Source organism: Arthrobacter sp. 05T444, assembly GCF_056395905.1.
In genome coordinates this window covers 24,181-47,902 of record NZ_JBFTKK010000006.1, presented here as the reverse complement: position 1 = coordinate 47,902, position 23,722 = coordinate 24,181, and the positions used below count along the sequence as shown (strand labels likewise).

Here is a 23,722-nt window from a genome sequence, read left to right as displayed (position 1 = left end):
CGTTCTGCACGTTTGTGCATAGTGCTTGACTCCATTTTCCATTACTTCGAAGAATAGTGGTGAAAGGCGGCGCGCCCTTACGGCGTGCCGCTTAGATCAGCCCAAGGACCAAACCCAAAGGAGCAGTTTTGGGACTCAAGGATTCACCCGGCCATCCGTTCAAATCCAGCGGAGGGGGCACTGAAGCACGTGCCTCTGTGGCAAGCCTCCGGCAGCGGCCCAACGCCCGCGTTCTGATCGTCGGCGGCGGCATCAACGGCGTTGGCACCTTCCGCGATCTCGCCCTTCAGGGTGTGGACGTGGCGCTGGTGGAACGCGGCGACTACTGCCAGGGCGCCAGTGGCGCATCCTCGCACATGATCCACGGCGGCATTCGCTACCTCGAAAACGGCGAGTTCCGTCTCGTGAAGGAATCCGTGGTGGAGCGCAACCGCCTTCTGCGGATCGCGCCCCACTACGTCAAGCCGCTGCAGACCACCATTCCGATATTCAGCACCTTCTCCGGAGTTCTCGCCGCACCCCTGCGCTTCCTCACCCACAAGCAGCAGGGCAAACCGAAGGAGCGCGGTGCTTTCCTCATCAAGCTTGGGCTCAGCCTGTACGACTCCTTTTCCCGCGACGGAGGCAGCGTCCCCCGCCACCAGTTCCGCGGGCGCAAGAAAGCGCTGGCCGAACTTCCCCTGCTGCACCCCGGCGTCAAATACACGGCCACCTACTTCGACGCCTCCGTCCACAACCCCGAACGCCTCACTCTCGACGTCCTCCAGGACGGCGAGAAAGCTGGCGCAGCGGAGGCGGCGGGCAGCGCCCGTGCCAGCAACTACCTCTCCCTGGCATCGGTCAAGGGCAACGCCCCCGGGTCCAGCACGGTGGAGCTGCGCGACGAGCTGACCGGGGAAGTCTTCGACTTCACCGCGGACGTCATCATCAACACCACGGGGGCCTGGGTCGACCTCACCAACCAGGCGATGGGCGCCGCGTCATCCTTCATGGGCGGCACCAAGGGATCACATATCGTCCTTGACCACCCGGGCCTGCTGGCGGCATGCAACGGCCGCGAAATCTTCTTTGAACACACGGACGGCCGGATTGTGCTGATCTACCCCATGGGAGACCGCGTCCTGGTGGGCACTACCGACGTCGACGCCGACATGTCCGAGGATGCCGTCTGCACTGAAGCCGAGATTGACTACTTCTTCGACCTCATAGGCCATGTCTTCCCGGACATCGCGGTGAACCGGGACCAGATCGTCTACACCTTCTCGGGGGTCCGCCCCCTGCCGAAGCACGACGCCACCCAGCCCGGCTTCGTTTCCCGCGATTACCGCATCGAACGGCGGACGCCGGAAGCCGGCGGCAGCGGCGCCGTCGTACTCAGTCTTGTGGGCGGCAAATGGACCACGTTCCGGGCGCTGGCCGAGCACCTGAGCAACGATGTCCTCGCCGAACTGGGCATGGAACGGAAGGTCTCGACGGCGAAACTCGCCATCGGAGGCGGCGCCGGCTTCCCGGACACGGACGCGGGAATCCAGCAGTGGATCAAGGCCCATATGAACGGCTCACGCGACGCCGACAGGGTGTCCGGACTCCTCACCAGGTACGGCACGCGTGCCGGGGAAGTCATCCGCCACCTCGACGCCGGCCCGGACAGCCTGCTGCATTCCACCCGCGAGCTCAGCGTCCGCGAACTGGAATTCATGGCAGCCAACGAGCAGATTGGCCACCTCGTGGATGTCTTGATCCGGCGGACCTCCCTCGCGTTCCGCGGACTGGTCACCGGTGAGCTTTTGAACGAGGTCGCAGACCTGCTGGCCGAGCCGCTCGGCTGGGATGCGGCGGACCGCGCCGCGGAGATCCACCACGCGCAGGAGGTGCTCAAGCGAAACCACGGCGTCGAGGTCCACAGCCTGGTCGCCTAAGACCTGGTGTCCGGGCAGGGCAGCCCGGGCGCAAGGGCAGGGACGGGTCCCGTGGCGGACCTGTCCCGGCCGCCGCCGTCAAGGCCAAAGCATTGGCGGCACAACCGTCCTTCAAACTCGCGAAGGACTGACAACAGAAAACAAGGAGTCAAAGATGTCTCTTGGATTGGTTTTTCTTTCCGAAGTCTTCGGAACCGGCATGCTGACCCTCCTGGGTTGCGGCGTCGTGGCCAACGTCGCACTCAAGGGCACAAAGGGCAACAATGGCGGGTTCCTCATGGTCACGTGGGGATGGGGCATCGCCGTTTTCTGCGGCGTGTACGTCGCCGCCCACTCCGGCGCCCACCTGAACCCGGCCGTCACCCTGGGCCAGCTCGTTCACCGCAACGCCGAATACGCCCCCGGCGTCCCGGTAGACGCTGCCTCCACCTTCACCTACTTCGGCGGGGAGCTCCTCGGGGCCTTCCTGGGCGCCGTGGTCACCTGGCTGGCGCACAAGCAGCACTTCGACGTCGAACCTGAGCCAGCCAGCAAGCTCGCGGTATTTTCCACCGGCCCGGCCATCCGCTCGACGCTCTGGAACCTGATCACCGAAATCATCGGCACCTTCGTGCTGGTCTTCGTGATCCTCACCTTCGGCGGGACCCCCTCGGGGCTTGGCCCGCTGGCTGTAGCCCTTCTGGTGGTCGGCATCGGCGTGTCCCTCGGCGGCCCCACGGGTTATGCGATCAACCCGGCCCGTGACCTCGGACCGCGCATCGCCCACGCCATCCTGCCCATCAAGGGCAAGGGCTCCAGCGACTGGAGCTACTCCTGGATTCCGGTGGTCGGCCCCCTGATCGGCGGAACGCTGGCAGGCCTGGCCGGTCTGCTCCCGATTGTGTTCAACGCCGCCACCTGATCCGAATGACAGCAGCCCCCTGATTCACAGCACTTTTCCTTCACAACGACAAGGACGTCATCATGAGCCAATACGTAATCGCCATCGACCAGGGCACCACCAGCACCCGCGCCATCGTGTTTGACCACAGCGGCAACATCGTGTCTTCGGGCCAGATGGAGCATGAGCAGATTTTCCCGCAGGCGGGCTGGGTGGAGCACGATCCCGCCGAGATCTGGAACAACACCCGCGAGGTGATTGGATCCGCGCTCTCCAAGGCGAACCTGACCCGGCACGACATCGCCGCAGTCGGCATCACCAACCAGCGTGAAACCGCAGTGGTCTGGGACAAGACCACCGGCGAGGCCGTCTACAACGCCATCGTTTGGCAGGACACGCGGACCCAGCCGATCGTGGATGAACTCGCGAAGGAAGGCGGAGCCGAGCGCTTCAAGCAAAAGGTGGGCCTGCCGCTGGCAACCTACTTCTCGGGCACGAAGATCAAGTGGATCCTGGACAACGTCGAAGGCGCCCGGGAAAAGGCCGAGGCCGGAAACCTGGTCTTTGGAAACACGGACTGCTGGGTGCTGTGGAACCTGACCGGCGGCGTGGACGGCGGCGTGCACGTCACCGATGTCACGAACGCTTCCCGGACGCTGTTCATGGACCTGGAATCGCTGCAGTGGGACGAAGAGATCCTGCGCATCTTCGGTGTTCCGGCGTCCATGATGCCGGCCATCAAGTCCTCCTCCGAGGTCTACGGCACCGTCCACACCTCGCAGCTGCTGCGGGAAGTTCCCGTGGCGGGCATCCTGGGCGACCAGCAGGCTGCCACGTTCGGTCAGGCCGCGTTCCAGACTGGTGAGGCCAAGAACACGTACGGCACCGGCTGCTTCCTCATCTTCAACACCGGCGAGGAGATCGTCCACTCCAAGAACGGACTGCTCACCACCGTGGGGTACAAACTGGGGGACGCAGCGCCGCACTACGCGCTGGAAGGGTCCATCGCCGTCACCGGCTCGCTCATTCAGTGGCTGCGCGACAACCTCGGCATGATCAGCACGGCGCCGGAGGTGGAGACCCTCGCTGCCTCGGTGAAGGACAACGGCGGCGTGTACATCGTTCCGGCCTTCTCGGGCCTGTTCGCGCCGTACTGGCGGTCAGACGCCCGTGGCGCCATTGTGGGTCTGACTCGGTTCGTCAACAAGAGCCACATCGCCAGGGCGGCCCTGGAGGCCACCGCCTTCCAGACCAGGGAGGTGCTGGATGCGGTCAACGCCGATTCCGGCGTTCCGCTCACCGAGCTGAAGGTCGACGGCGGCATGGTCGCCAACGATGCGCTCATGCAGTTCCAAGCGGACATCCTGGGCGTCCCCGTTATCCGTCCGAAGGTGGTGGAGACCACCGCACTCGGCGCGGCCTACGCGGCCGGCCTTGCCGTCGGGTTCTGGAAGGATCTCGACGAGCTGTCGGCTAACTGGTCCGAGGACAAGCGGTGGGAGCCGGCGCTGGAGCAGGCCGAGCAGGACCGCCAGATGCGGCTATGGAAGAAGGCCGTGACCAAGTCCATGGACTGGGTCGACGAGGACGTGAAGTAGGCCCAGGCAAGCCGTACCAGAACCAGGGGCCGGCCGTCTCTTTGGAGGCAGCCGGCCCCTGGTGCTGCGGGCGTCCGCGTCACATCACCGGCGGTGGTGGAGCGCAGAAATGGCGGCGTCGGTGCCGTCGCCCGTACCGTGCGCTAGAGTAGCTTTATGCGTGCGATCCTTCTGCTTAGCTAGCCGCCCGGTATCCCGGACATACGGACTACCGAGCGGCCGCCCCTCCATGTGGAGGGGCTTTTGTGTGTCCGGGACGCATTCCCGGCAGGCGGCGGGGGATCAGACCGTTGTGACAGGACAGACGTCATGACAGAACAGAAGAGGGCAGCAGTGAGCGTTCAGCCGGAGACCGAGACCGGAACAACAGCAGGTGCAGCGGAAAGCCCCGAGGAGGGCGCTTACAGCTTCGCGGCCATGGAGGCCCGGTGGCCACAGGTGTGGGAGGATCTCAAGGTCTTCACGCCTGCCGACGACGGTTCCCGGGAGCGCCGCTACGTCCTGGACATGTTCCCCTACCCTTCGGGCGACCTGCACATGGGCCACGCCGAGGCCTTCGCCATGGGCGACGTCGTGGCACGCTACTTGCGCCAGAAGGGCTACGACGTCTTGCACCCCATCGGCTGGGATTCCTTCGGCCTGCCGGCCGAGAACGCGGCGATCAAGCGCAACGCGCACCCGAGCGAGTGGACGTACGCCAACATCGACACGCAGGCCGCGTCGTTCAAGCGCTACGCCATCTCCGCTGACTGGTCCCGCCGCCTGCACACCTCCGATCCGGAGTACTACCGCTGGACCCAGTGGCTGTTCAAGCGCTTCTACGAGCGCGGCCTCGCTTACCGCAAGGACTCACCGGTCAACTGGTGTCCCAAGGACCTGACCGTGCTGGCCAACGAGCAGGTAGTCAACGGCGCCTGTGAGCGCTGCGGCACGGCCGTGACCAAGAAGTCGCTGAACCAGTGGTATTTCAAGATCACGGACTACGCGGACCGGCTGCTGGACGACATGTCCGAGCTGCAGGGGCACTGGCCCGAGCGAGTACTGGCGATGCAGCGAAACTGGATCGGCCGCTCGGAAGGCGCGCATGTCCGCTTCGTGATCGAGGCGTCTGACGGACGAGCCGAGCGTGACGTCACCGTCTTCACCACGCGTCCGGACACCCTGTACGGGGCCACGTTCTTTGTGGTGGCCGCTGACGCGCACCTGGCCCTGGACCTGGTTACCCCTGAACACCATGACGCACTTATGGCTTACCGCGAAAAGGTCAAGGCCCTTTCGGACATCGAACGCCAGTCCACCGAGCGGGATAAGACCGGTGTGTTCACCGGCCGCTACGCCATCAATCCTCTCAACGGTGAAAAGCTGCCCGTCTGGGCAGCGGACTACGTCCTGGCCGACTACGGCACGGGCGCCATCATGGCCGTCCCCGCGCACGACCAGCGCGACCTCGACTTCGCCAAGGAGTTCGGCCTGCCTGTGCGCGCGGTGCTGGACACCGGCGAGGAGGATCCGGCCGTTTCCGGCAAGGCAACGGCCGGGGAAGGCACGCTGATCAACTCCGGTCCTCTCGACGGCCTGCCCAAGGCAGAGGCCATTCCAGCCGCCATCGGTATCCTCGACAGGCAGGGCACCGGCGAGAAGTTCGTGAACTTCCGGCTGCGTGACTGGCTCCTGAGCCGCCAGCGGTTCTGGGGCACCCCGATCCCCATCATCCACTGCGCCGAATGCGGCGAAGTGCCGGTACCCGACGAGCAACTCCCGGTTAGGCTTCCCGAAGACCTGCGTGGCGAGGCACTGTCTCCGAGAGGCACCTCCCCGCTGGCCGCGGCGGCCGAATGGGTCAACGTCGACTGCCCGAACTGCGGACGTGCAGCCCAGCGGGACACGGACACCATGGACACCTTCGTGGACTCGTCCTGGTACTTCCTGCGCTTCGTCTCCCCGCACTACACCGACGGTCCGTTCGATCCTGCGAAGATCAACGAGTGGATGCCGGTCGGGCAGTATGTCGGCGGCGTCGAGCACGCCATCCTGCACCTGCTCTACGCCCGCTTCTTCACCAAGGTCATTCATGACATGGGCCTGCTGGCCGCCGACGAGCCCTTCAGCGCGCTGCTGAACCAGGGCCAGGTGCTCAACGGAGGCAAAGCAATGAGCAAGTCGCTGGGCAACGGAGTGGACCTGGGCGAACAGCTGGATAAGTTCGGCGTGGACGCCGTGCGTCTCACGATGATCTTTGCGTCACCGCCCGAGGACGACGTGGACTGGGCCGATGTCTCGCCCTCGGGCTCGGCCAAGTTCCTGGCGCGTGCCTGGCGCCTCGGCCAGGACGTCACGAGTGCCCCCGGTGCGGACGCCAGCACGGGCGACCGTGCGCTCCGCACCGTCACGCACCGGACCATCGCCGACGCCGCGGAACTGCTGGACAACAACAAGTTCAACGTGGTGGTGGCCAAGCTCATGGAGCTGGTCAACGCCACCCGCAAGACCATCGATTCCGGTGCCGGCGGCGCTGACCCTGCGGTCCGCGAGGCCGTCGAGGCGGTGGCTGTCATCCTCAGCCTCTTTGCTCCCTACACGGCCGAAGACCTGTGGAACGTCCTGGGCCACCCCGCCTCCGTGGCCAACGCGGGCTGGCCCGCGCACGATGACGCCCTGCTCGTGCAGGACACCATCACCGCCGTGGTCCAGGTCCAGGGCAAGGTCAGGGACCGGCTCGAGGTGTCGCCCGGCATCTCGGAGGATGAGCTGCGTGAACTGGCGCTGGCCTCGGAGAACGTCCAGCGTGCCCTCGACGGCCGTGGGATCCGCACGGTCATCGTGCGGGCACCTAAACTGGTCAACATCGTCCCGGCCTAGGCGGGGTTCCGGCCGCCGGTACTTCCGGCGGCCGGCCTAATTGCAGGAGGTGTGCCGTGATTGACCGCGAGCCGGCAGCCTGGCTGTGGTTGAAAGACCACCTGGCCCGCCTCCGCCAAGCCACCGTCCCGGGACCGGTGCCGCCTGCGGCGGAACCCGCCGTCGTCGTGCGTACCGCCGTCGTGACGGACTCTGCCGCGGCGCTTCCAGCTGACTGGGTGCGCGGTTTTTCCCTTGACGGCCGGCTGGCGGTGGTCCCGATGCCCGTCATGGTGGGTGCGGAAATCTACGGCGAGGGTGAGGACGATATCGCCGACACCATCGCGGTGGCACTCGCCGCGGCTACGCCGGTGAAGACCTCCCGGCCATCGCCCGGGCAGTTTGAGCAGGCGTACCTGGCGGCCGAACGGCGCGGCTATGAGGCTGTGGTGTCCATCCATATTTCCGGTGACCTCTCGGGCACGGCGGAGTCGGCGCGCCTGGCTGCCGCCCGTGTCGGGATCCCGGTGGAGGTGCTGGACACCCGGACGGTCGGCATGGCGCAGGGGCTGGCGGTGCAAGGCGCCGTGGTTGCCGCCGCTGACGGCCGCAGTGCCGCTGAAGTGCGGAAGTTCGCCGAGGAGCGCCTCGCGAAGACCAAGGTGTACTTCTATGTTCCGAGCCTGGAACAGCTGCGCCGCGGCGGACGGATCGGTGCCGCCGCGTCGCTTTTGGGCACCATGTTCTCGATCAAGCCGATTCTTGCAGTCGACGGCGGCAAAATCGTGCCGCTCGAGAAGATCCGATCCGCCGCGAGGGCCGTCGCCCGGCTGGAGGAAATCGTGGTGGCTGACGCCGCGGCCAGGCCGCAGGGGGAGGCCAGGCTGGCCATCCACCACTTCGGAAACCGGGCCGAGGCCGAGGTCCTTGCCTCCCGGCTCGCGGTGGCCCTGCCGGACACTCCGCCGGCGCAGATCAGCTCCCTCCCGGCCGTGCTCGCAGCCCACGCCGGACTCGGTGTCCTTGCCGTGATAGTCGGTGAAAGCACTACGTCGGCTGTGGCTGCACTCAGCCCGGTGCCGGCTTCCGGCCATGTTGCTGCGGCACCGGGACGCCTGGCGGATGGGGCGAGTCCAGCGCATCCGGAACGCACGGCTGATCCGGCCGCGGGAAAGAGCAGCTGAAAGCGCTTCTCACACCGGCGGAGTTCAGCCGTTTTTCGCGGGCTTCAAAACAACCGTCCAGCTGCCATCGGTTCGGGTAGAGGAGCACTCGAACGGTATGGGGCTGGAATTGCCGCCGTCGGTGTAGGAGCCGGCCGTGTCGAAGGTGCCGTCCGGCTTTTTGATCGTTGACTTCGTCCCGGGGCTGATGGTGGCGGTGGGGTACTTCTCAGTGAGCCGCATTTCGCAGACGGTGTTGGCCTCATCCACCAGCTCGGCGTCCTGCCCGGTGAGGGCATTCTGCGTGGGTGAGGCTTTCTGCGTGGGTGAGGTCACCTGGGTGCCGTCCGTGGCCTGGGTCGGCGCGGAAGGCTCAACGGACGCCCTGTCCTTTGCCCCTGCGTCCTCGCTTGCCCGGAATGCCTGGGTTGCCACGACGATGGCGATAACGGCAAGCAGGACAACGATTGCCGCGCCGATAGTCACGGTGCGCTTGCGGCTGGATTGGGCCCTCGGCGTCTCAGTGCTCATGGAAGAACCTCTCTCGAACCGGACCGGCTCATCACCGGTGAGGAGCAGGCGCGCCAATACTGCACCCGGCAGCGCACCTGCGTCGAATAATATCCGGTAGACCCTGCGATTTGGTTGGGACCACACGAACTGGCGGTTTGAGGCTATCCACATACGAGCGGCCCGCGCTGGTGGCACGGATGCCGGGTCGCCTACGGTGGAAGGCATGTCACGCCGGACCGCTGGACCTGCAGCCAGCGATCCGTCGCGCAGCCCGGCAGGCCTGCGTCCGCCCGAGGGGGCCGAGCCGGCGGCCCCTGCCTCGAGCCGGCAACCCGCCAGCCGCCTGGCGGCGAGGCTCGGTGCCCCGCAGGTCGGTGATCCCTTCACGGAGCGTGCCGGGCTGCTGGAAATGGGGGACGGCCGGGGATTCTCCTACCGTAGCGGAGACAGGGCAGCCCGTGACTTCCGGGATTCCCCCGCCTCCCACCCTTCCGGCACGGCCGAAGCCCGTGTCAGGTGGCGCCTGGGGGTCCGGGCCGCGGTGCTGCTGGGCATCATGTCATTGCTAGTAGGTGGTTGGTTCTGGTGGCGGGTTGCGGCCACGGAACCGGAAGTTGTCCCCTTGGGCGCCGTGACGACAGGGGTCGCGGCCACGCCTGATGCGGGTGCGGGCGGCGCGGAAGAGGACGTCAGCGACGACGCCGGCGGTCCGGCCGAATCCGGAGGCCCCGGATCTGGCCCGGCCTCGGACGCTCCTTCCGGAAGCGTGGTTGTACACGTTGCCGGCGCCGTGAAGAGAACCGGCGTGGTGAAGGTTCCGCGGGGCGGCCGGGTCCACGAGGCGATTGCGGCAGCCGGCGGCGGAACTGCGGACGCGGACCTTAACCGGCTCAACCTTGCTGCGGAACTGGAAGATGGCGAGAAGATCTACGTCCCACGCCGAGGGGAAGCAGCACCGCCCGAAGCAGTGCCGCAGGGGGCGCAGCCTGGCGGATCGGGATCGGGTTCTTCAGGGACCGGGTCCGGTGCGTCCGCAGCGGGAGGCAGGAGCGGCAGCACCGCGGCCAAAACCAACCTGAACAGTGCAAGCGCCGAGGAACTGGGAAGCCTGCCGCGGGTGGGTCCGGTGCTCGCCCAACGCATCGTTGACTGGCGCGCGGAGCACGGCCCGTTCAAGACAGTGGAGGAGCTTGACGCCGTGGACGGAGTAGGACCCAAAATGCTGGAAACGCTGCTCCCGCTGGTGACGGTCTGAGATGGACGGCAACCCTGCACGGAGGACCAGTAGATGGCACCGGTACGTGGAGGCGGCCGTCAGCCCGGCTTTCGGCGAACCGGCTGCCGGAGGCCCGCCCCGGCGCTCCGGCTTCCATCCGCCACCGTCCAATGGAGGGCCTCCGGCGGCTTCCGGAGCGGTTGGTTCCGGTGCGGTTGCTTCGGGACCGGTCCGGGCGACGGGTCCGCTTGGCCCAGCCCTCCTGCAGGGAATCCGGGACCAGCTGCGGGCACGGCTGTTGCCCGAGCAGCGAGCCACCGATTCGGCCGACGAGAGACGGCGACGGCTTGACCTCCGGCTGGTCCCGCCTGCCTTAGTCGTGTGGGCGGCTGCGGGAGCCGGCCTCTGGCTTAATCCGGCCTGGCTCCTTGGCCTGTGCTGTGCCCTGGCGGCGGGCGCCGGCGTCCTGCTCCTCCGTATTCTCCGGCGCCGCAAGGCGGGAGGGCGCCCTCACCGGAGCTTCCTGCTGACGATGATGGCGGCCCTGCTTTTGGCCGTGGCCGCCGCAGCCCACTCGGCTGTCTCCTCGGCGCAGAAGCATGACGGTCCGGTGGCAGGAGCCATTGCGGCACGCGCGTCCGTTGTGGCGGAAGTGGAAATAGCCGGCGCCCCGCACGCCCTCAGAAGGCCGGGGGCGTCCGGATTGTCCGAACGCTGGGCGGTCAATGCCACGGTCAAATCACTGACCGCCCGGGGCCAGCTGCTGCGGGCCGGCGCCGCGGTGGTCATCATGGGCGGGGAGGACTGGCAGCGTGTGGTCCCCGGCCAGCTGGTCCGTGCTGCCGGGAAGCTGCGCCCTCCCGATGCCGGAAAGGTGGAGGCCGGCATCCTTGCTGCGTCCTCGGCTCCCGTAACCATCAGGGCCGCGGACGTTTGGACGGCAGAACCTGCATCACTGGGCAGGCGATTCGCGGGGGCTGCCGCCTGGTTGGACGCCGATGCCAGAGGACTCCTGCCAGGCATGGTCACGGGTGACGCCAGCGGACTCGATGAACAGCTGAAAACAGCCATGAAGACTGTAGGACTGACCCACTTGACGGCCGTGAGCGGGGCGAACTGCAGCCTGATCCTGGGCGCCCTGCTCCTCGCGGCCCGCAGCCTCCGCCTCGCCAGGGTTCCGGCCGCGGCGCTTGCCCTGGCCGGCCTCGGACTGTTTGTGCTGATGGTGGGGCCGGATGCCAGCGTGCTGAGGGCCGCACTGATGGGGGCCATCGCCTTGGCTTCTCTTGCCGGCGGAAGAACCGGACGCGGCCTGAGCTTCCTGTGCCTGGCTGTCATCGGCCTCCTGCTCATAGACCCGGGACTCGGCACGAGCTTCGGATTCCTGCTGTCCGTACTGGCCACACTCGGCATCATCGTGCTGGGGCGGCAGATCGCGGACTGGATTCCGCGCGCCGTCCCGCGCTGGGTGGCCGCGGGCCTCGCCGTGCCTTTGTCGGCCCAACTGCTGTGCGGGCCTGTCGTCGTCCTGCTGCAGCCCCAGTTCGCCACCTACTCGCTGCCGGCCAATGTACTCGTGGCGCCGCTCGTTGCCCCGGTCACTATCCTGGGAACCGCTGCGGTGCCCCTGGTGCCGCTTGTTCCGTGGCTGGCCACGGCACTGATCGGCGTTGCCGGCTTCTTCGCGTCAGGCGTCGCCGGGGTGGCCAGGTTCGCCGCCGGTTTTCCCGGTGCGGCTCCGCCCTGGCCCGAGGGGGCGTTCGGGCTGCTCACCATGGTGCTGTTTTCTGCCTTGACCTTGATTGCCGTCTGGCAGGCTGCCCACCCGGCCCAAACACGAGGGCTCATTTTTGCCGCCCACCGCGCCACTGCAGCTTCGCTGGAGCAGGTGCTTCAACGAAGGACCCGACGGCGCGGCTCGGCCCGCTCCGCCCGGCGCGGCTTGGTGCAGCCGTTGCGCCGTGGCAGGCTTAGAGTCTGCAATCCGTATCCCGGGAGGAACCAACAGTGGCCGCTGCCCAGCCCCAACGATCCAAGACGTCGGCGACGAATTCGGCCACCTGGCGGGACGTGACGCCAGCGGGAGTGGTGCTGATCACGGGTCCGGAGGAATACCTGGGCATCCGTGCCATGGACCGGGTCCGCTCGCAGGTCCGGGCCGCCGCTCCGGACGTCGAGCTCTCCCGGCTCAACGCAGGAAATTATGAGCCCGGGTCGCTCGCCATGAACGTCAGTCCGTCCCTGTTCGGAGAGAGCAAGCTGATCGAGGTCGAAGGCCTGGAGTCGATGAACGACGCTTTTCTCGCTGACGGACTGACGTATCTGGCTCGCCCGGAACAGGACGCGGTTCTGGTCCTTCGGCACGGCGGGGGAGTCCGTGGCAAGAAGCTCTTGGACGCGGTCAAAGCAGGGGGATGGCCTGTTGTTGACTGCCAGCCGCTGAAGAAGGATGCGGAGAAGACCGCGTTCGTGGTGTCGGAGTTCAAGGCAGCATCCCGGCGCATCGAACCTGAAGCGGTGCAGTCCCTCGTGAACGCCGTTGGCGCCAGTCTGTCCGAACTCGCTGCGGCCTGCAGCCAGCTTATTTCCGACGCCTCGACGGCGGTGGACGCAGAAATGGTTGAGCGCTATTACGGCGGCCGGATCGAGGCCACCGCTTTCAAAGTGGCGGACGCAGCCATGGCCGGCAACGGGCCGGTGGCGCTGTCCACCCTGCGCCATGCTCTGGCCACGGGGGCTGACCCGGTTCCGCTGGTGGCGGCACTGGCCGCGAAGCTGCGGACCGTCGCCAAAGTAGCCGGCGCCCAAGGGTCCTCAGCGCAGATTGCCAAACACCTCGGCATGCAGCCGTGGCTCGTGGAACAGGCGCAGCGTGACGTCCGGAGATGGACGCCTGAAGGCCTGGCCCGTTCCATCCAGGTGACGGCAGAGGCCGACGCGCAGGTCAAGGGCCTCTCGCGTGACCCCGTCTACGCGGTGGAGCACGCTGTCACGGTGATCTCGACGGCTGCCCGCCGCCGCTAACCACCGCTCGCCGCCACCGTCACCGCCGCCGGAGGGGCTGGGCACGTTAAAGAGATGTGGCCGGCACCAATGGTGCCGGCCACAAGCATCAGTTCAGTTGAACTGGAAAACCTTAGAGTGCGTTGACCTTCTTGGAGATCGCCGACTTGCGGTTTGCAGCGTTGTTCTTGTGAAGAACACCCTTGCTGACAGCCTTGTCCAGCTTACGGCTGGCAGTAACGAGCGCAGTAGCAGCGGCATCCTTGTCGGTGGACTCAACGGCTGTGTTGACGGCGCGGATGGCCGTCTTCAGCTCGGACTTGACTGCGTTGTTGCGCAGGCGAGCCTTTTCGTTGGTCAGGATGCGCTTCTTCTGGGACTTGATATTTGCCACGTGTGAACTCTCTTTTTAATGCGGAAATGGTCTAGAGGGCTTTCAGGTTGGCCATTGACTGAGCGGCGTGGGGATACCTATGGCGACCAACCATGAGTGGCCGTCGACCTGCACGGACACACAGCTATGAATAGTAGCAGAATCCGTGCTGAAGACGCCATTTGTCCAGCTCCGGCGCGCCCAATCATCGATTCCGGGACATCACTTCCAGCCGTGGTGTTCCCTCAACGCATCGGCCACCAGGAAAAATTGGCTCCGGTCCAGAACTGCGCCCTCCCGCCTGATGTCCGAAGGGCGGATCTGGAGGACGCGGTTGAGTTTGGCCTCGCTGGGACGCCATTGCCGGTCCCACGGCCCTCTGCCGATGTCGACGTAGTCGCGGCTCCCGCGTGGATGGCCGTCGTGGTCCTTGCTGGTCAGCATCAGGCCGAGCAGATAGCGTCCGTGGTTTCCAACCAGCAGGACGGGGCGGTCCTTCCCGCGGGAATGGTCCTCTTCATAGGGGACCCAGGTCCACACCACCTCACCGGGATCGGGCCGGCCATCGGGGGAGGGGGAGTATCGCAGGGCCGCCGTGCCGCGGAAATCGCCCGGATATGGGGCCGACAAGCCCGCGGTTCCCGCCCGGGCACCCGCCTGCCCCGGTGCGTTGTTCCTCCCGGGCCGCGGTGTCCCCTTCGGGTCCGGCTTCCGGGCTGGGGAGCCGGCGAGGAAGCGAAGCGAAGCCCGGACGGCGTTGCCGAGGGTACGGAAGTTCAGAGCCATGCCGGCAACGATACCGCCGCCCTGTCAGTGCGCCCAGGACACCCACATCTGTGTGGCATGCGGAATGTACGGCGGGGGGCCCGAACGTGGGAGACTAGAGGTTCAGATATGCGGCAGCATCAGGATGGCCCGAGTACGGCCGGAATGACGCCGCGGAAATGCCAACAGTAAGGACCCTGCGTGTCTCCCATGGCCCGCACCGCCCCGGTGCCCGCCGCGACAGATCCGGCCATCATTCGGAACTTCTGCATCATTGCGCACATTGACCACGGTAAATCCACCCTGGCCGACCGCATGCTGCAGTACACCGGCGTCGTTCAGTCCCGCGACATGAAGGCCCAGTATCTGGACCGCATGGATATCGAACGTGAGCGCGGCATCACCATCAAGTCGCAGGCTGTCCGGATGCCGTGGGAAGTTGAGGGCACCAGCTACGCCCTGAACATGATTGACACGCCCGGCCACGTCGACTTCACCTACGAGGTCTCCCGATCGCTGGCCGCCTGCGAAGGCGCAGTCCTGCTCGTGGACGCGGCTCAGGGCATCGAGGCCCAGACCCTCGCCAACCTGTACCTGGCGATGGAGAACAACCTCACCATCATTCCGGTCCTCAACAAGATCGACCTCCCCGCGGCCCAGCCCGAGAAGTACGCGGCGGAACTCGCCAGCCTCATCGGCGGCGACCCGGACGATGTGCTCCGTGTCTCGGGCAAGACCGGCGCTGGCGTCGAGGTTCTGTTGGACAAGATCGTGCGAGATCTGCCCGCCCCCGTAGGCGATCCCAACGCCCCTGCCCGCGCCATGATTTTCGACTCTGTCTACGACACCTACCGCGGTGTCGTCACGTACGTCCGCGTGGTTGACGGCATGCTGCACCCGCGTGAGCGGATCCAGATGATGTCCACCCGCGCCACCCACGAACTCCTCGAGATCGGCGTGAGCGCCCCGGAGCCCACACCCTCCAAGGGCCTGGGCGTCGGCGAAGTGGGCTACCTGATCACCGGCGTGAAGGACGTCCGCCAGTCCAAGGTCGGCGACACCGTGACCAACCTGGCCAAGCCTGCCGCGGAGTCCCTCAGCGGCTATGCCGACGCCAAGCCCATGGTCTTCTCCGGCCTCTATCCGCTGGACGGCACCGACTACCCGGTGCTCCGCGATGCGTTGGAGAAGCTGATGCTCAACGACGCCGCGCTGATCTATGAGCCGGAAACCTCGGCCGCGCTGGGCTTCGGATTCCGTGTGGGCTTCCTGGGGCTGCTGCACCTGGAAATCACCCGTGAGCGCCTCGAACGCGAGTACAAGCTGGATCTGATCTCCACTGCCCCCAACGTGGAGTACGAAGTGACACTGGAGGACAAGAAGGTCGTCCATGTCACCAATCCCAGTGAATACCCCACCGGCAAGGTCGCTGAAGTCCGCGAGCCGATGGTGTCTGCCACCATTCTCGCCCCGAACGAGTTTGTCGGGGCCATCATGGAGCTGTGCCAGAGCCGCCGTGGCGTCATGGGCGGCATGGACTACCTCTCCGAGGACCGGGTGGAAATCCGGTACCGCCTGCCGTTGGCCGAAATCGTCTTTGACTTCTTCGACATCCTCAAGTCCAAGACGCGCGGCTACGGCTCGCTTGACTGGAAAGCCGACGGCGAGCAGGTGGCCGATCTGGTCAAGGTGGACATCATGCTCCAGGGCGAACAGGTGGATGCCTTCAGCGCCATCACCCACCGGGACAAGGCGTACGCCTACGGCGTGATGATGACCGGCAAGCTGCGCGAACTCATTCCCCGCCAGCAGTTCGAGGTGCCCATCCAGGCGGCCATCGGTTCCCGGATCATCGCCCGCGAAAGCATCCGCGCCATCCGCAAGGACGTCCTTGCCAAGTGCTACGGCGGTGACATCACCCGCAAGCGCAAACTGCTGGAAAAGCAGAAGGAAGGCAAGAAGCGCATGAAGATGGTGGGCCGTGTGGAAGTGCCGCAGGAAGCCTTCATCGCGGCTCTCACCACGGACGAATCCAAGGACAAGGCCAAGAAGTAGTGATGACCGTGGCCGGAACCTCCGGAGACTGCTCCAGTGCCTAGCGTTCTACCCCTCGGTGACCCCGCGCCGTCGGACGGCCTGCTCCCGCAGCAGGCTGCCGACGGCGCCGCCCGGCGGGGATTCGGGCTTTACGTCCATATCCCCTTCTGCGCCGTCCGTTGCGGCTACTGCGACTTCAATACCTACACGGCGACCGAGCTCGGCGGCGGGGCATCCCAGGATGCGTACGCGTCGACGGCCATTGCCGAGGTGGAGTTCGCCGCGCGGGCCCTGAAGGAGTCCGGTTTGCCGGAGCGCAAGCTCCGCACTGTCTTTTTTGGCGGGGGCACCCCCACGCTGCTGCCCGCGGAGGATTTGGCCAGAATTCTGGGCGCTGCCGTAAGCCAGTGGGGCATCGAACCCGGCGCCGAGGTGACCACGGAGGCCAATCCGGACTCCGTCACACCGGAATCACTCCAGCTCCTGGCCGACGCCGGCTTCACCCGGGTTTCGTTCGGAATGCAGTCGGCCGTGCCGCACGTCCTGAAGGTCCTCGACCGCACGCACACACCGAGCCGCGTGCCGCTGGTGGTGCAGTGGGCGCGGGACGCGGGACTCGCCGTCAGCCTCGACCTGATTTATGGCACGCCGGGTGAATCGCTGGAGGACTGGCGCTTTTCCGTGGAGACGGCGCTGTCCTACCGGCCCGATCACATCAGCGCCTACGCGCTGATCGTGGAGGACGGGACCAAGCTTGCGGCGCAGATCCGCCGGGGTGAAGTTCCCGGGATCGACGACGACGACCACGCCGCCAAGTATGAGCTCGCCGACCAGATGATCTCCGACGCCGGCCTCCACTGGTACGAGGTCAGCAACTGGTCCGCCACTCCCGGACAGGCGTGCCGGCACAACCTTGCCTACTGGCGCGGGGACGACTGGTGGGGGATCGGACCGGGCGCGCATTCCCACGTGGGCGGCGTGCGTTGGTGGAACGTCAAGCACCCCACCGCCTATGCGAACAGGCTGACCGCCGCAGTGTCGCCTGCTGCGGGACGCGAGACGCTCGACGCCGAAACGCGCGACGTGGAAAAAGTCATGCTGGAGGCCCGTCTCGCCTCGGGACTTGCGGTCAGCTCGCTGTCGGCCTCGGGAAAGCACGCTGTGGCCGGACTCATTGCCGACGGCCTCGTGGCACCCGCCGAAGCGTTCAAGGGCCGGCTGATCCTGACGCTCAAGGGCCGGCTCCTGGCTGATGCCGTCGTGCGCCGTATCCTGCCCGACTAAACCGCTGGAAGCCACACCCCCAGAAGGCGGAACCCGCTGAACAAAGCAGCGGCCCCTGACCCCGGACGGGGTCAGGGGCCGCTGCTGCCTGGGCGGCTACTTGATCCAGCGCAGGTTGTACTGGTAGCGGTGCGGCTGGCCCCGGTTGACGTGGATGCCGGCTGACACCGAGAAACAGGCAAGTGCAATCCAGATCAGCGTTGCGAGCACGGCGAACAGATTGCCCACCACAGGGAGCAGCACCAGGATGTTGGCCAGGAAGGCCGCGATGGTGGGAGGCAGCGTGAAGTTTAGGGCTTCCTTGGATTCCTGGGCGGTGAACGGCCCGCGGTCGCGGAAAATCAGGTAGATGAGCAGCGCCGGCACGCAGCCGAGGATGCCGCCGAAGTGGGCCAGTGTTGCCCACTGCCTGTCCTCGCTTGCGGTGAGCGGAAGCGCGTTGGCAGGAACGCCATGGTACTGGGGCAGGTCCGGGCCCGACTGGGGCTCCCTGCGGTCGCGAGCGTCTTCTGCCACGGTGTCTTCCTTAAACTTGCGTTGGTGCGATATTGCCGGTGGTTCAGGTTTGTGGCCGGCCGGTGGCACCGGACGGCGGCAGCGCAAAGGCGCCTTTCCAAGAATACTGGGTCCGGCGCGGAATGGACGACCGCCCAGCAGGGCCGTCGCCAGGCCAAGCCAAGCGCGACTGTTCCTCTAGCCGTGAGCGGCGTTCAACCCTTTGGCGTAGGCGGCCTGCCCCACGTGCTGGAGGCAATCGGCAATCGTGCTGACCAGCCGCACACCAAGAGTGACGGGCGGGTCCCAGCGCCTGTCAACGATGCGGTCGAGATCCTCGTCGCCGAGACTTCTTAGGAACTCCGCGGTCTGCCGGTGAACGGCCTCGTGGTACTCGAGCAACAGCTCCGGCGTCGCCTGCACCGCATCGACCTGGCCGGTCGAATGGCCGTAGCCGGTGTCACGTTCGGGCAGCGGCAGGCCGAACCGGGCGGCAAACCCCTGCGAGGTCCAGACTTGTTCCAGGCCGGCTGGGGAGGAGACCTGCGCGTCCTCCACCCGGCTGAGGTGCCAGATCAACCACGCGATCGAGTTTCCGGCGCCTCCGGGCCGACGGACCAGGGACTCGTCGTCGACCCCTTCAAGAGTGGCGGCGACGGTGTCACGGATCCGGACGAAGGCGTCCAGCAACAGTTCGTTGGATTTCATCGAGTCCCCTCACTCTGCACTTTCAGTGCCCTCATGCTTGCATGGAAGCGACATCACCGGATAGGGCCCCGCTTCGCGGCTCCGTCACGAAGTTTCGCCAGAAGCAGTCGATTCGACCTGCAGCCGGACCCGGCTCGGGCGGGGGATTCACTTGCTTGACCTACCGTTTATCGAGAGAATCTCACTGTTGTTCGATGTAATAGGAGACATTGTGGGAAAGCTGACCATCCTTACGCTTCGCATGGTGCTAGCGATGGTGCTCGCCGGCCCGCTGTTCGTGCAGGTCGTAATGGTGCCGCTACTGGCCGTCGACCTGGAGGAACTCGGCCCGGAGGCAGCCGGTGTGCGCGTACCGCTCCTCGTCATAGCGGTTCTGGGTATCATGACCATCCAGGTCACTCTGCTGTGCGTGTGGCGCTTGCTGACGATGGTGGGTCGGGGAACGGTGTTTTCCCATGCCGCGTTCCGGTACGTGGACGTCGTGTTCGGTGCAGTCGCGGCCGCCTCCCTGCTCATGTTCGGACTTGCCGTCATCCTCGCGCCGGGTGAAGCCGTTCCGCCCGGCGTCGTCCTCCTGATCTGCGGAGCGTCCGTGATGATCGCCGGGATGGCGTTGATCGTCCTCGTGCTTCGGGCGCTGCTCGACCAAGCGGTCACCCGCGAAGCCGAGGCGCATCACCTGCGGACAGAGCTGGACGAGGTGATCTGATGCCGATCGTCGTCGACATCGACGTGATGCTGGCCAAACGTAAGATGTCCGTGGGCACCCTCGCGGACCGCGTCGGAATCACGCCCGCCAACCTGGCGGTGCTCAAGAACGGTCGAGCCAAAGCGGTGCGCTTTACGACGCTCGCCGCACTGTGTGAGACGCTCGGCTGCCAGCCTGGAGACCTGCTGCGCTGGGAACCGGAGGATTCGGCGGACCTGACGTCAGCAGACGACGGCGGTGACCGGCCGCTCGCGCGTGGCAGCTCGGAATCGTGAGCTGCGCAGATTATTCATTGCCGGAGGTCCTCAAGAGCGGCATCATCATCCTGTCTTACAAGGTGCAGCACGACGGTAGGTGGTCATGGCGACGGAACGCCACCCTGGGCACCCGGCGAATTCAAGCCCACGGTGACGTCCCGTCGTCGTACTACTTCAGCGGCATTCAGAGCGGTGAGAGGGCGGGGCGCGCCCGCCCGATTCAGGCCTGGTTGAAGCGAATCATATTGCCGGAAGGGTCGCGGAAGGCACAGTCGCGCGGGCCCCATGGCTGGACGATGGGTTCCTGGAGGACCTCCGCGCCGGCGGCCCGGACCGCCTCGAACGTGGCGTCGAGATCGTCCGTGCGGAAGACGATGTTGGGCAGGACGCCCTTGGTGAGCAGCTGCTGGTACGCGTCGCCGTCGTCCCGGGAGCGGCCGGCGTGCGGGACGGACAGCACGAGCTCCAGATCGGGCTGGGCAGCGCTGCCGAGAGTGACCCAGCGGTGTCCGTCGGAGCCGACGTCGTTGCGCACGTCCAGGCCTAGAACGTCACGGTAGAACGCGAGCGATTCGTCGAGGTCGTTGACTGTGATGTGTGAGTACTGAAGTGAAATGTTCATATCTCACACGCTATTGCAGGGGTCGCGGGGACGCTTCTTCAATCCTGCTCGGCTTGCGATCGGGCCGTGTGTGCTGCCTGGCGATGCACGACGGCATAGCCTTCACTGCATGGTGTTCGCGGGCCCGGTATGCGCTGGGTGTCATGCCCACGATCTCGGTGAAGCGTGAGCTGAAGGAACCCAGCGAGGTGCAACCGACCTCCATGCAGGCATCGGTCACGCTCATCCCGGCGCGCAGCAGGGCCATGGCCCGCTCAATCCGCCGCGTCATGAGGTAGTTGTACGGGGTCTCGCTGTAGGCGGCCTTGAACTGGCGGGAGAAGTGCGCCGGCGACATGAGGGCGCCGGCGGCCATGGTGGGCACGTCAAGGGGCCGGGCGTACTCGCGATCGATCAGGTCGCGGGCCCGGCGCAGATGGGCCAGGTTAGCGAGTTCCTGCGGCGTCATGCCGCCAGTCTAGCTAATTGGTGGAGTAGGGTGTAGGCGACTTGGGGCACTCACGCCGCCGGCCCGTCTCGCTCCGGACGAACCTGCCCGGAAACCATCCTGACGCCGGCGGCCTGAGCCCGAAGGGCTTCAACATTGCTTCCGCCCTCTTAACAGTCAACGCCTCATGCGTCTGCAGGGCACGCGTAATCTCTACCTGACTTTCTGCCCCTGCGGCTACGCATTTGCGCAGGCGGGCAGAACCGGCCGGCCTCCATTCCCAGAGGGGTCGCTAAGATTGGCGGCACAGAAGTCCCGAAAGTTGATCAGCCCGACGATTGGCGACGATGGCTCAGTCAGCCAATGCGGCTTCTGAGTTGAATTGTCCGGGCCTGGTGGATAGCTGCCAGGGAAACGGCGCTGGCCGTGAGCCTGAGGGCGTGGACCCTGTACCACCGCCTCAACAACGGTTTGCGGCGCAGCTGGCTGAGCGGTTGTGGACTGAAGAACAGGTCGGGGTTGATGAACCGAAGCAGATACGCGGTAGCGGCCGCACCGGCCGTGGAGCTGGCGGCAGCCACTACCAGCCAGACCCTGCTGTTGGAATGATTCCACCCTGCAACGAGGGCAGCAATGGCCACAGGGGCGTTGATCGGGGCGATCGGCACGTAGTAGCGGCCGGGGCTTCCCGATCCAAAGGGCGACCGAGGGAGTTCACGGCTTGCTTCCGAGGCCGCGACCCGGTGCGGGACTTTAACGAGGGCCTCATAGAGATTGCCGAAGAACCAGTGCGCGTGGCTGAACTCCGCGACACCCAAGAGCCGATCAGCGAGTAAATCTCGACGGCCTGAAGCACGAGGTCCCATGCACACAATGTACCGCCGCGGCTCAGCGCCGGGCCATGTAGTTCATGCGGGCGGTCGCCGGGACTGCGGCGTTTGGAGCGTCGGGGCGTGGAAACTATTGAACGTCATGGAGGTCCGCAAGTGTCAGCGCAGGCGGTGAATTTCCGTCGATGTCCAGTACGCCGAAATCCTTCGCAACCGCGGCGGCGACAAGCACCTGGCCGGTCCGCGCGATCAGCTTCGGGTCGTGGAACAGCGCATTGATCACGCGGCCGATGAACTCAGGACTTTCGCTGGTCGAGAGATCGAACGCACCACTTTCCGCCGCTGCCAGGACCGACTCGGTTCGAACCAAGCCGGGATAGAGCGAGATTACCGGAATAGCGAACGGTTTCAGCTCGACGGCCATGTCGGACGTCATCTTGTCCGTCGCTGCTTTTGCGATGCCGTAGATCGTGTTGCCGAGGTGACGCTGCGCAGACCAGAAGCTGATGTTGATGATCAAGCCGCGGTGCCGCGGCGTCATTAGGCGCGCCGCGTGCGACGAACATACAAATGCCGCGCGCACACCGGCGTCCATCATGCCGGTCCAGCGATGCGGCGGTTGATCCCAGAACGGCGCAGCCCACGTGAAGGCGCCCCCTTCGACCATGTTCTCGTAGCCGCCCCAGGCGCAGTTGACGAGGAGATCGAGGCATCCGCACTCGGACCGGATCGCTTCAAACACACGTGCAGTCTCGTCGTCGTTGAGATGATCGCATTGCAGGCGGCGTATCTCCAGCGGCAGGTCCGCCTGGTCGATCGAGCGGCCAGTGCCGTAAACGCGGAACCCTGCTGCCAGAAGGCCACGTGCGATGCCCCGGCCGACTCCCCGGCTTGCACCGGTCACGAGAGCAACGTTTCCCGCCGGCGCTTCGTTGCGTTCGTGATCGTTGGTCATGCTAACCGGCCCCGCTTACCTTCCGTTCCGCGACCCATGATACGCCGGAGCTGGCGCCTTGGGCCGGCATCGTTCAGGGTTCGCTGCGATGGCCTGCCGACCGTGACAAGCGCCAATGTTCCCATATCGTTGAGCGGGTGATCGATGAGGGCGCGGAGACAACTAACGGCTGGGTGGACGTACCCCACGCGAAGATCTACTGGGAAGGCACAGGGGATCCCAAAGGTGTGCCGGTCCTGTACCTGCACGGAGGCCCAGGCGGCTCCCTTGGCAAAGGGGGCTACCGGAAGCGACACGACCCGGCCCGGTTTTGGACCATAGGTTTGGACCAGCGCGGGTGCGGAAAAAGCCTTCCGACAGTCCAGGACGACCTCGGCCGCCTGTCCCAGAACACCACGCAGGCCCTGCTCGACGACATCGAAGCGGTGCGCGGGCACCTCGGAATCCAGAAGTGGATTGTCACCGGCGTCTCGTGGGGCAGCACGCTCGCTCTCGCCTACGCGCTCAGGCATCCTGATCGGGTACTTGGCATCGGATTGGTGGCGGTCACAGCGACAAGCCGCGACGAGGTGGGGTGGATCACCGACGGCGTCGGACGTATCTTCCCCGAAGCCTGGGAGGACTTCGCACATGCCGCCAAGGCAAACCCGGGCGAACGTGTAGTGGATGCCTACGCCCGCCGGCTGGCCGGTGTGGACCGCGACGATGCCCGGTCCGCCGCCTTGGCCTGGGAGCGCTGGGAGTCCACGCACATTTCCCTGGACCCGTACTGGCAGCCTGGCCCCATGTTCGACGACGAGCGCGAGCGCATGACGTTCGCGCTGCTGGTCACCCACTATTGGTCCAACGACGGATTCCTGGCTGAAGGGCAGGAAATCATGCGGCGGGTTCATGAGCTCGACGGAATTCCCGGCTACCTCATTCATGGTCGCCGGGACATCAGCGGCCCTGTCATCACCGCCTGGAAGCTTCACCAGCGCTGGAAAGGCAGCCATCTCGTCATCGTCGAGGGCGAGGGGCATGGTGGTCCTGAATCCATGAAGGCTCTAGCCCAGGCTGTCGAAGAGATCGCGGCCGGGTAATAAACGGTCTTTGGATGGGGCCGGGCGTCGAAATCGGCGGTCCCGGCA

The 23,722-nt window shown here is 65.9% G+C and carries 22 protein-coding genes; 13 read left to right on the top strand and 9 right to left on the bottom strand.

The window, feature by feature from the left end; translation table 11 throughout:
* Positions 1-128: 128 nt before the first annotated feature.
* The 5 genes from AC1DD3_RS07650 (at position 129) to AC1DD3_RS07630 (ending at position 8,419) form a co-directional block, all read left to right on the top strand.
* Positions 129-1,919, top strand: coding sequence for a glycerol-3-phosphate dehydrogenase/oxidase (locus tag AC1DD3_RS07650; RefSeq protein WP_476875505.1), 1,791 nt, complete (start codon positions 129-131; stop codon positions 1,917-1,919).
* A 154-nt stretch (positions 1,920-2,073) separates the two neighbouring features.
* Positions 2,074-2,820 (top strand): MIP/aquaporin family protein, encoded by a 747-nt coding sequence (locus tag AC1DD3_RS07645; protein WP_230119673.1) that lies wholly within the window; start codon positions 2,074-2,076, stop codon positions 2,818-2,820.
* A gap of 62 nt (positions 2,821-2,882) precedes the next feature.
* Positions 2,883-4,397 (top strand): glycerol kinase GlpK, encoded by a 1,515-nt coding sequence (gene glpK, locus AC1DD3_RS07640; protein ID WP_230119672.1) that lies wholly within the window; start codon positions 2,883-2,885, stop codon positions 4,395-4,397.
* A gap of 333 nt (positions 4,398-4,730) precedes the next feature.
* Positions 4,731-7,256: a leucine--tRNA ligase gene (gene leuS / locus AC1DD3_RS07635; protein ID WP_230119688.1), complete on the top strand. Its 2,526-nt coding sequence runs from the start codon at positions 4,731-4,733 to the stop codon at positions 7,254-7,256.
* 56 nt (positions 7,257-7,312) lie between these two features.
* On the top strand, positions 7,313-8,419 hold the full coding sequence (locus tag AC1DD3_RS07630) for a DegV family protein (protein ID WP_230119671.1): 1,107 nt from the start codon (positions 7,313-7,315) through the stop codon (positions 8,417-8,419).
* 24 nt (positions 8,420-8,443) lie between these two features.
* Here the strand turns inward: AC1DD3_RS07630 and AC1DD3_RS07625 are convergent, their stop codons facing one another.
* Positions 8,444-8,929 (bottom strand): hypothetical protein, encoded by a 486-nt coding sequence (locus AC1DD3_RS07625; RefSeq protein WP_230119670.1) that lies wholly within the window; start codon positions 8,927-8,929, stop codon positions 8,444-8,446.
* Between the two features lie 205 nt (positions 8,930-9,134).
* Between AC1DD3_RS07625 and AC1DD3_RS07620 the strand changes: the two genes are divergently transcribed.
* The 3 genes from AC1DD3_RS07620 (at position 9,135) to holA (ending at position 13,151) form a co-directional block, all read left to right on the top strand.
* Positions 9,135-10,166 carry a ComEA family DNA-binding protein gene (locus tag AC1DD3_RS07620; RefSeq protein WP_230119669.1) on the top strand — a complete coding sequence of 344 codons (1,032 nt, stop codon included), beginning with the start codon at positions 9,135-9,137 and terminating at the stop codon, positions 10,164-10,166.
* A 259-nt stretch (positions 10,167-10,425) separates the two neighbouring features.
* Positions 10,426-12,201 carry a ComEC/Rec2 family competence protein gene (locus AC1DD3_RS07615; protein WP_476881361.1) on the top strand — a complete coding sequence of 592 codons (1,776 nt, stop codon included), beginning with the start codon at positions 10,426-10,428 and terminating at the stop codon, positions 12,199-12,201.
* Positions 12,135-13,151 carry a DNA polymerase III subunit delta gene (gene holA, locus AC1DD3_RS07610; RefSeq protein ID WP_230119667.1) on the top strand — a complete coding sequence of 339 codons (1,017 nt, stop codon included), beginning with the start codon at positions 12,135-12,137 and terminating at the stop codon, positions 13,149-13,151. Before AC1DD3_RS07615 ends, holA begins: the two co-directional genes overlap by 67 nt.
* Before the next feature lie 112 nt (positions 13,152-13,263).
* On the opposite strand, the gene rpsT is transcribed toward holA, so the two are convergent.
* A complete protein-coding gene (gene rpsT, locus AC1DD3_RS07605) occupies positions 13,264-13,524 on the bottom strand; it encodes a 30S ribosomal protein S20 (protein ID WP_230119666.1) in 261 nt (86 codons plus the stop codon).
* 201 nt (positions 13,525-13,725) lie between these two features.
* Positions 13,726-14,289, bottom strand: a complete 564-nt coding sequence (locus AC1DD3_RS07600) for a type II toxin-antitoxin system PemK/MazF family toxin (protein ID WP_230119665.1) — start codon at positions 14,287-14,289, stop codon at positions 13,726-13,728.
* Positions 14,290-14,469: 180 nt separating this feature from the next.
* On the opposite strand from AC1DD3_RS07600, the gene lepA reads away from it, so the two are divergent.
* Both lepA and hemW read left to right on the top strand, forming a co-directional pair.
* On the top strand, positions 14,470-16,323 hold the full coding sequence (lepA, locus tag AC1DD3_RS07595; protein ID WP_230119664.1) for a translation elongation factor 4: 1,854 nt from the start codon (positions 14,470-14,472) through the stop codon (positions 16,321-16,323).
* Between the two features lie 36 nt (positions 16,324-16,359).
* A complete protein-coding gene (gene hemW, locus AC1DD3_RS07590) occupies positions 16,360-17,589 on the top strand; it encodes a radical SAM family heme chaperone HemW (RefSeq protein WP_476875502.1) in 1,230 nt (409 codons plus the stop codon).
* A gap of 96 nt (positions 17,590-17,685) precedes the next feature.
* Here hemW and AC1DD3_RS07585 read toward each other — a convergent pair whose 3' ends face one another.
* Positions 17,686-18,105 (bottom strand): DUF4870 domain-containing protein, encoded by a 420-nt coding sequence (locus AC1DD3_RS07585; RefSeq protein WP_230119662.1) that lies wholly within the window; start codon positions 18,103-18,105, stop codon positions 17,686-17,688.
* Between the two features lie 177 nt (positions 18,106-18,282).
* Positions 18,283-18,792: a mycothiol transferase gene (locus AC1DD3_RS07580; RefSeq protein ID WP_230119661.1), complete on the bottom strand. Its 510-nt coding sequence runs from the start codon at positions 18,790-18,792 to the stop codon at positions 18,283-18,285.
* Between the two features lie 211 nt (positions 18,793-19,003).
* On the opposite strand from AC1DD3_RS07580, the gene AC1DD3_RS07575 reads away from it, so the two are divergent.
* On the top strand, positions 19,004-19,501 hold the full coding sequence (locus AC1DD3_RS07575; RefSeq protein WP_230119660.1) for a DUF2975 domain-containing protein: 498 nt from the start codon (positions 19,004-19,006) through the stop codon (positions 19,499-19,501).
* Complete coding sequence (locus AC1DD3_RS07570; RefSeq protein WP_230119659.1) at positions 19,501-19,776, top strand: helix-turn-helix domain-containing protein; 276 nt, start codon at positions 19,501-19,503, stop codon at positions 19,774-19,776. Before AC1DD3_RS07575 ends, AC1DD3_RS07570 begins: the two co-directional genes overlap by 1 nt.
* Positions 19,777-19,978: 202 nt before the next feature.
* Here the strand turns inward: AC1DD3_RS07570 and AC1DD3_RS07565 are convergent, their stop codons facing one another.
* The 4 genes from AC1DD3_RS07565 to AC1DD3_RS07550 all read right to left on the bottom strand — a co-directional run bounded on the left by AC1DD3_RS07565 (position 19,979) and on the right by AC1DD3_RS07550 (position 22,592).
* Positions 19,979-20,380: a VOC family protein gene (locus tag AC1DD3_RS07565; RefSeq protein WP_230119658.1), complete on the bottom strand. Its 402-nt coding sequence runs from the start codon at positions 20,378-20,380 to the stop codon at positions 19,979-19,981.
* A 10-nt stretch (positions 20,381-20,390) separates the two neighbouring features.
* Positions 20,391-20,828: a helix-turn-helix transcriptional regulator gene (locus AC1DD3_RS07560; protein WP_230119657.1), complete on the bottom strand. Its 438-nt coding sequence runs from the start codon at positions 20,826-20,828 to the stop codon at positions 20,391-20,393.
* A 335-nt stretch (positions 20,829-21,163) separates the two neighbouring features.
* A complete protein-coding gene (locus AC1DD3_RS07555; protein ID WP_230119656.1) occupies positions 21,164-21,673 on the bottom strand; it encodes a hypothetical protein in 510 nt (169 codons plus the stop codon).
* Between the two features lie 94 nt (positions 21,674-21,767).
* Entirely contained in the window at positions 21,768-22,592 is an 825-nt protein-coding gene (locus tag AC1DD3_RS07550; RefSeq protein ID WP_230119655.1) for an SDR family NAD(P)-dependent oxidoreductase, read from the bottom strand.
* Positions 22,593-22,729: 137 nt separating this feature from the next.
* On the opposite strand from AC1DD3_RS07550, the gene AC1DD3_RS07545 reads away from it, so the two are divergent.
* Positions 22,730-23,674 (top strand): alpha/beta fold hydrolase, encoded by a 945-nt coding sequence (locus AC1DD3_RS07545; protein WP_230119654.1) that lies wholly within the window; start codon positions 22,730-22,732, stop codon positions 23,672-23,674.
* The last annotated feature ends 48 nt before the right edge of the window (positions 23,675-23,722 follow it).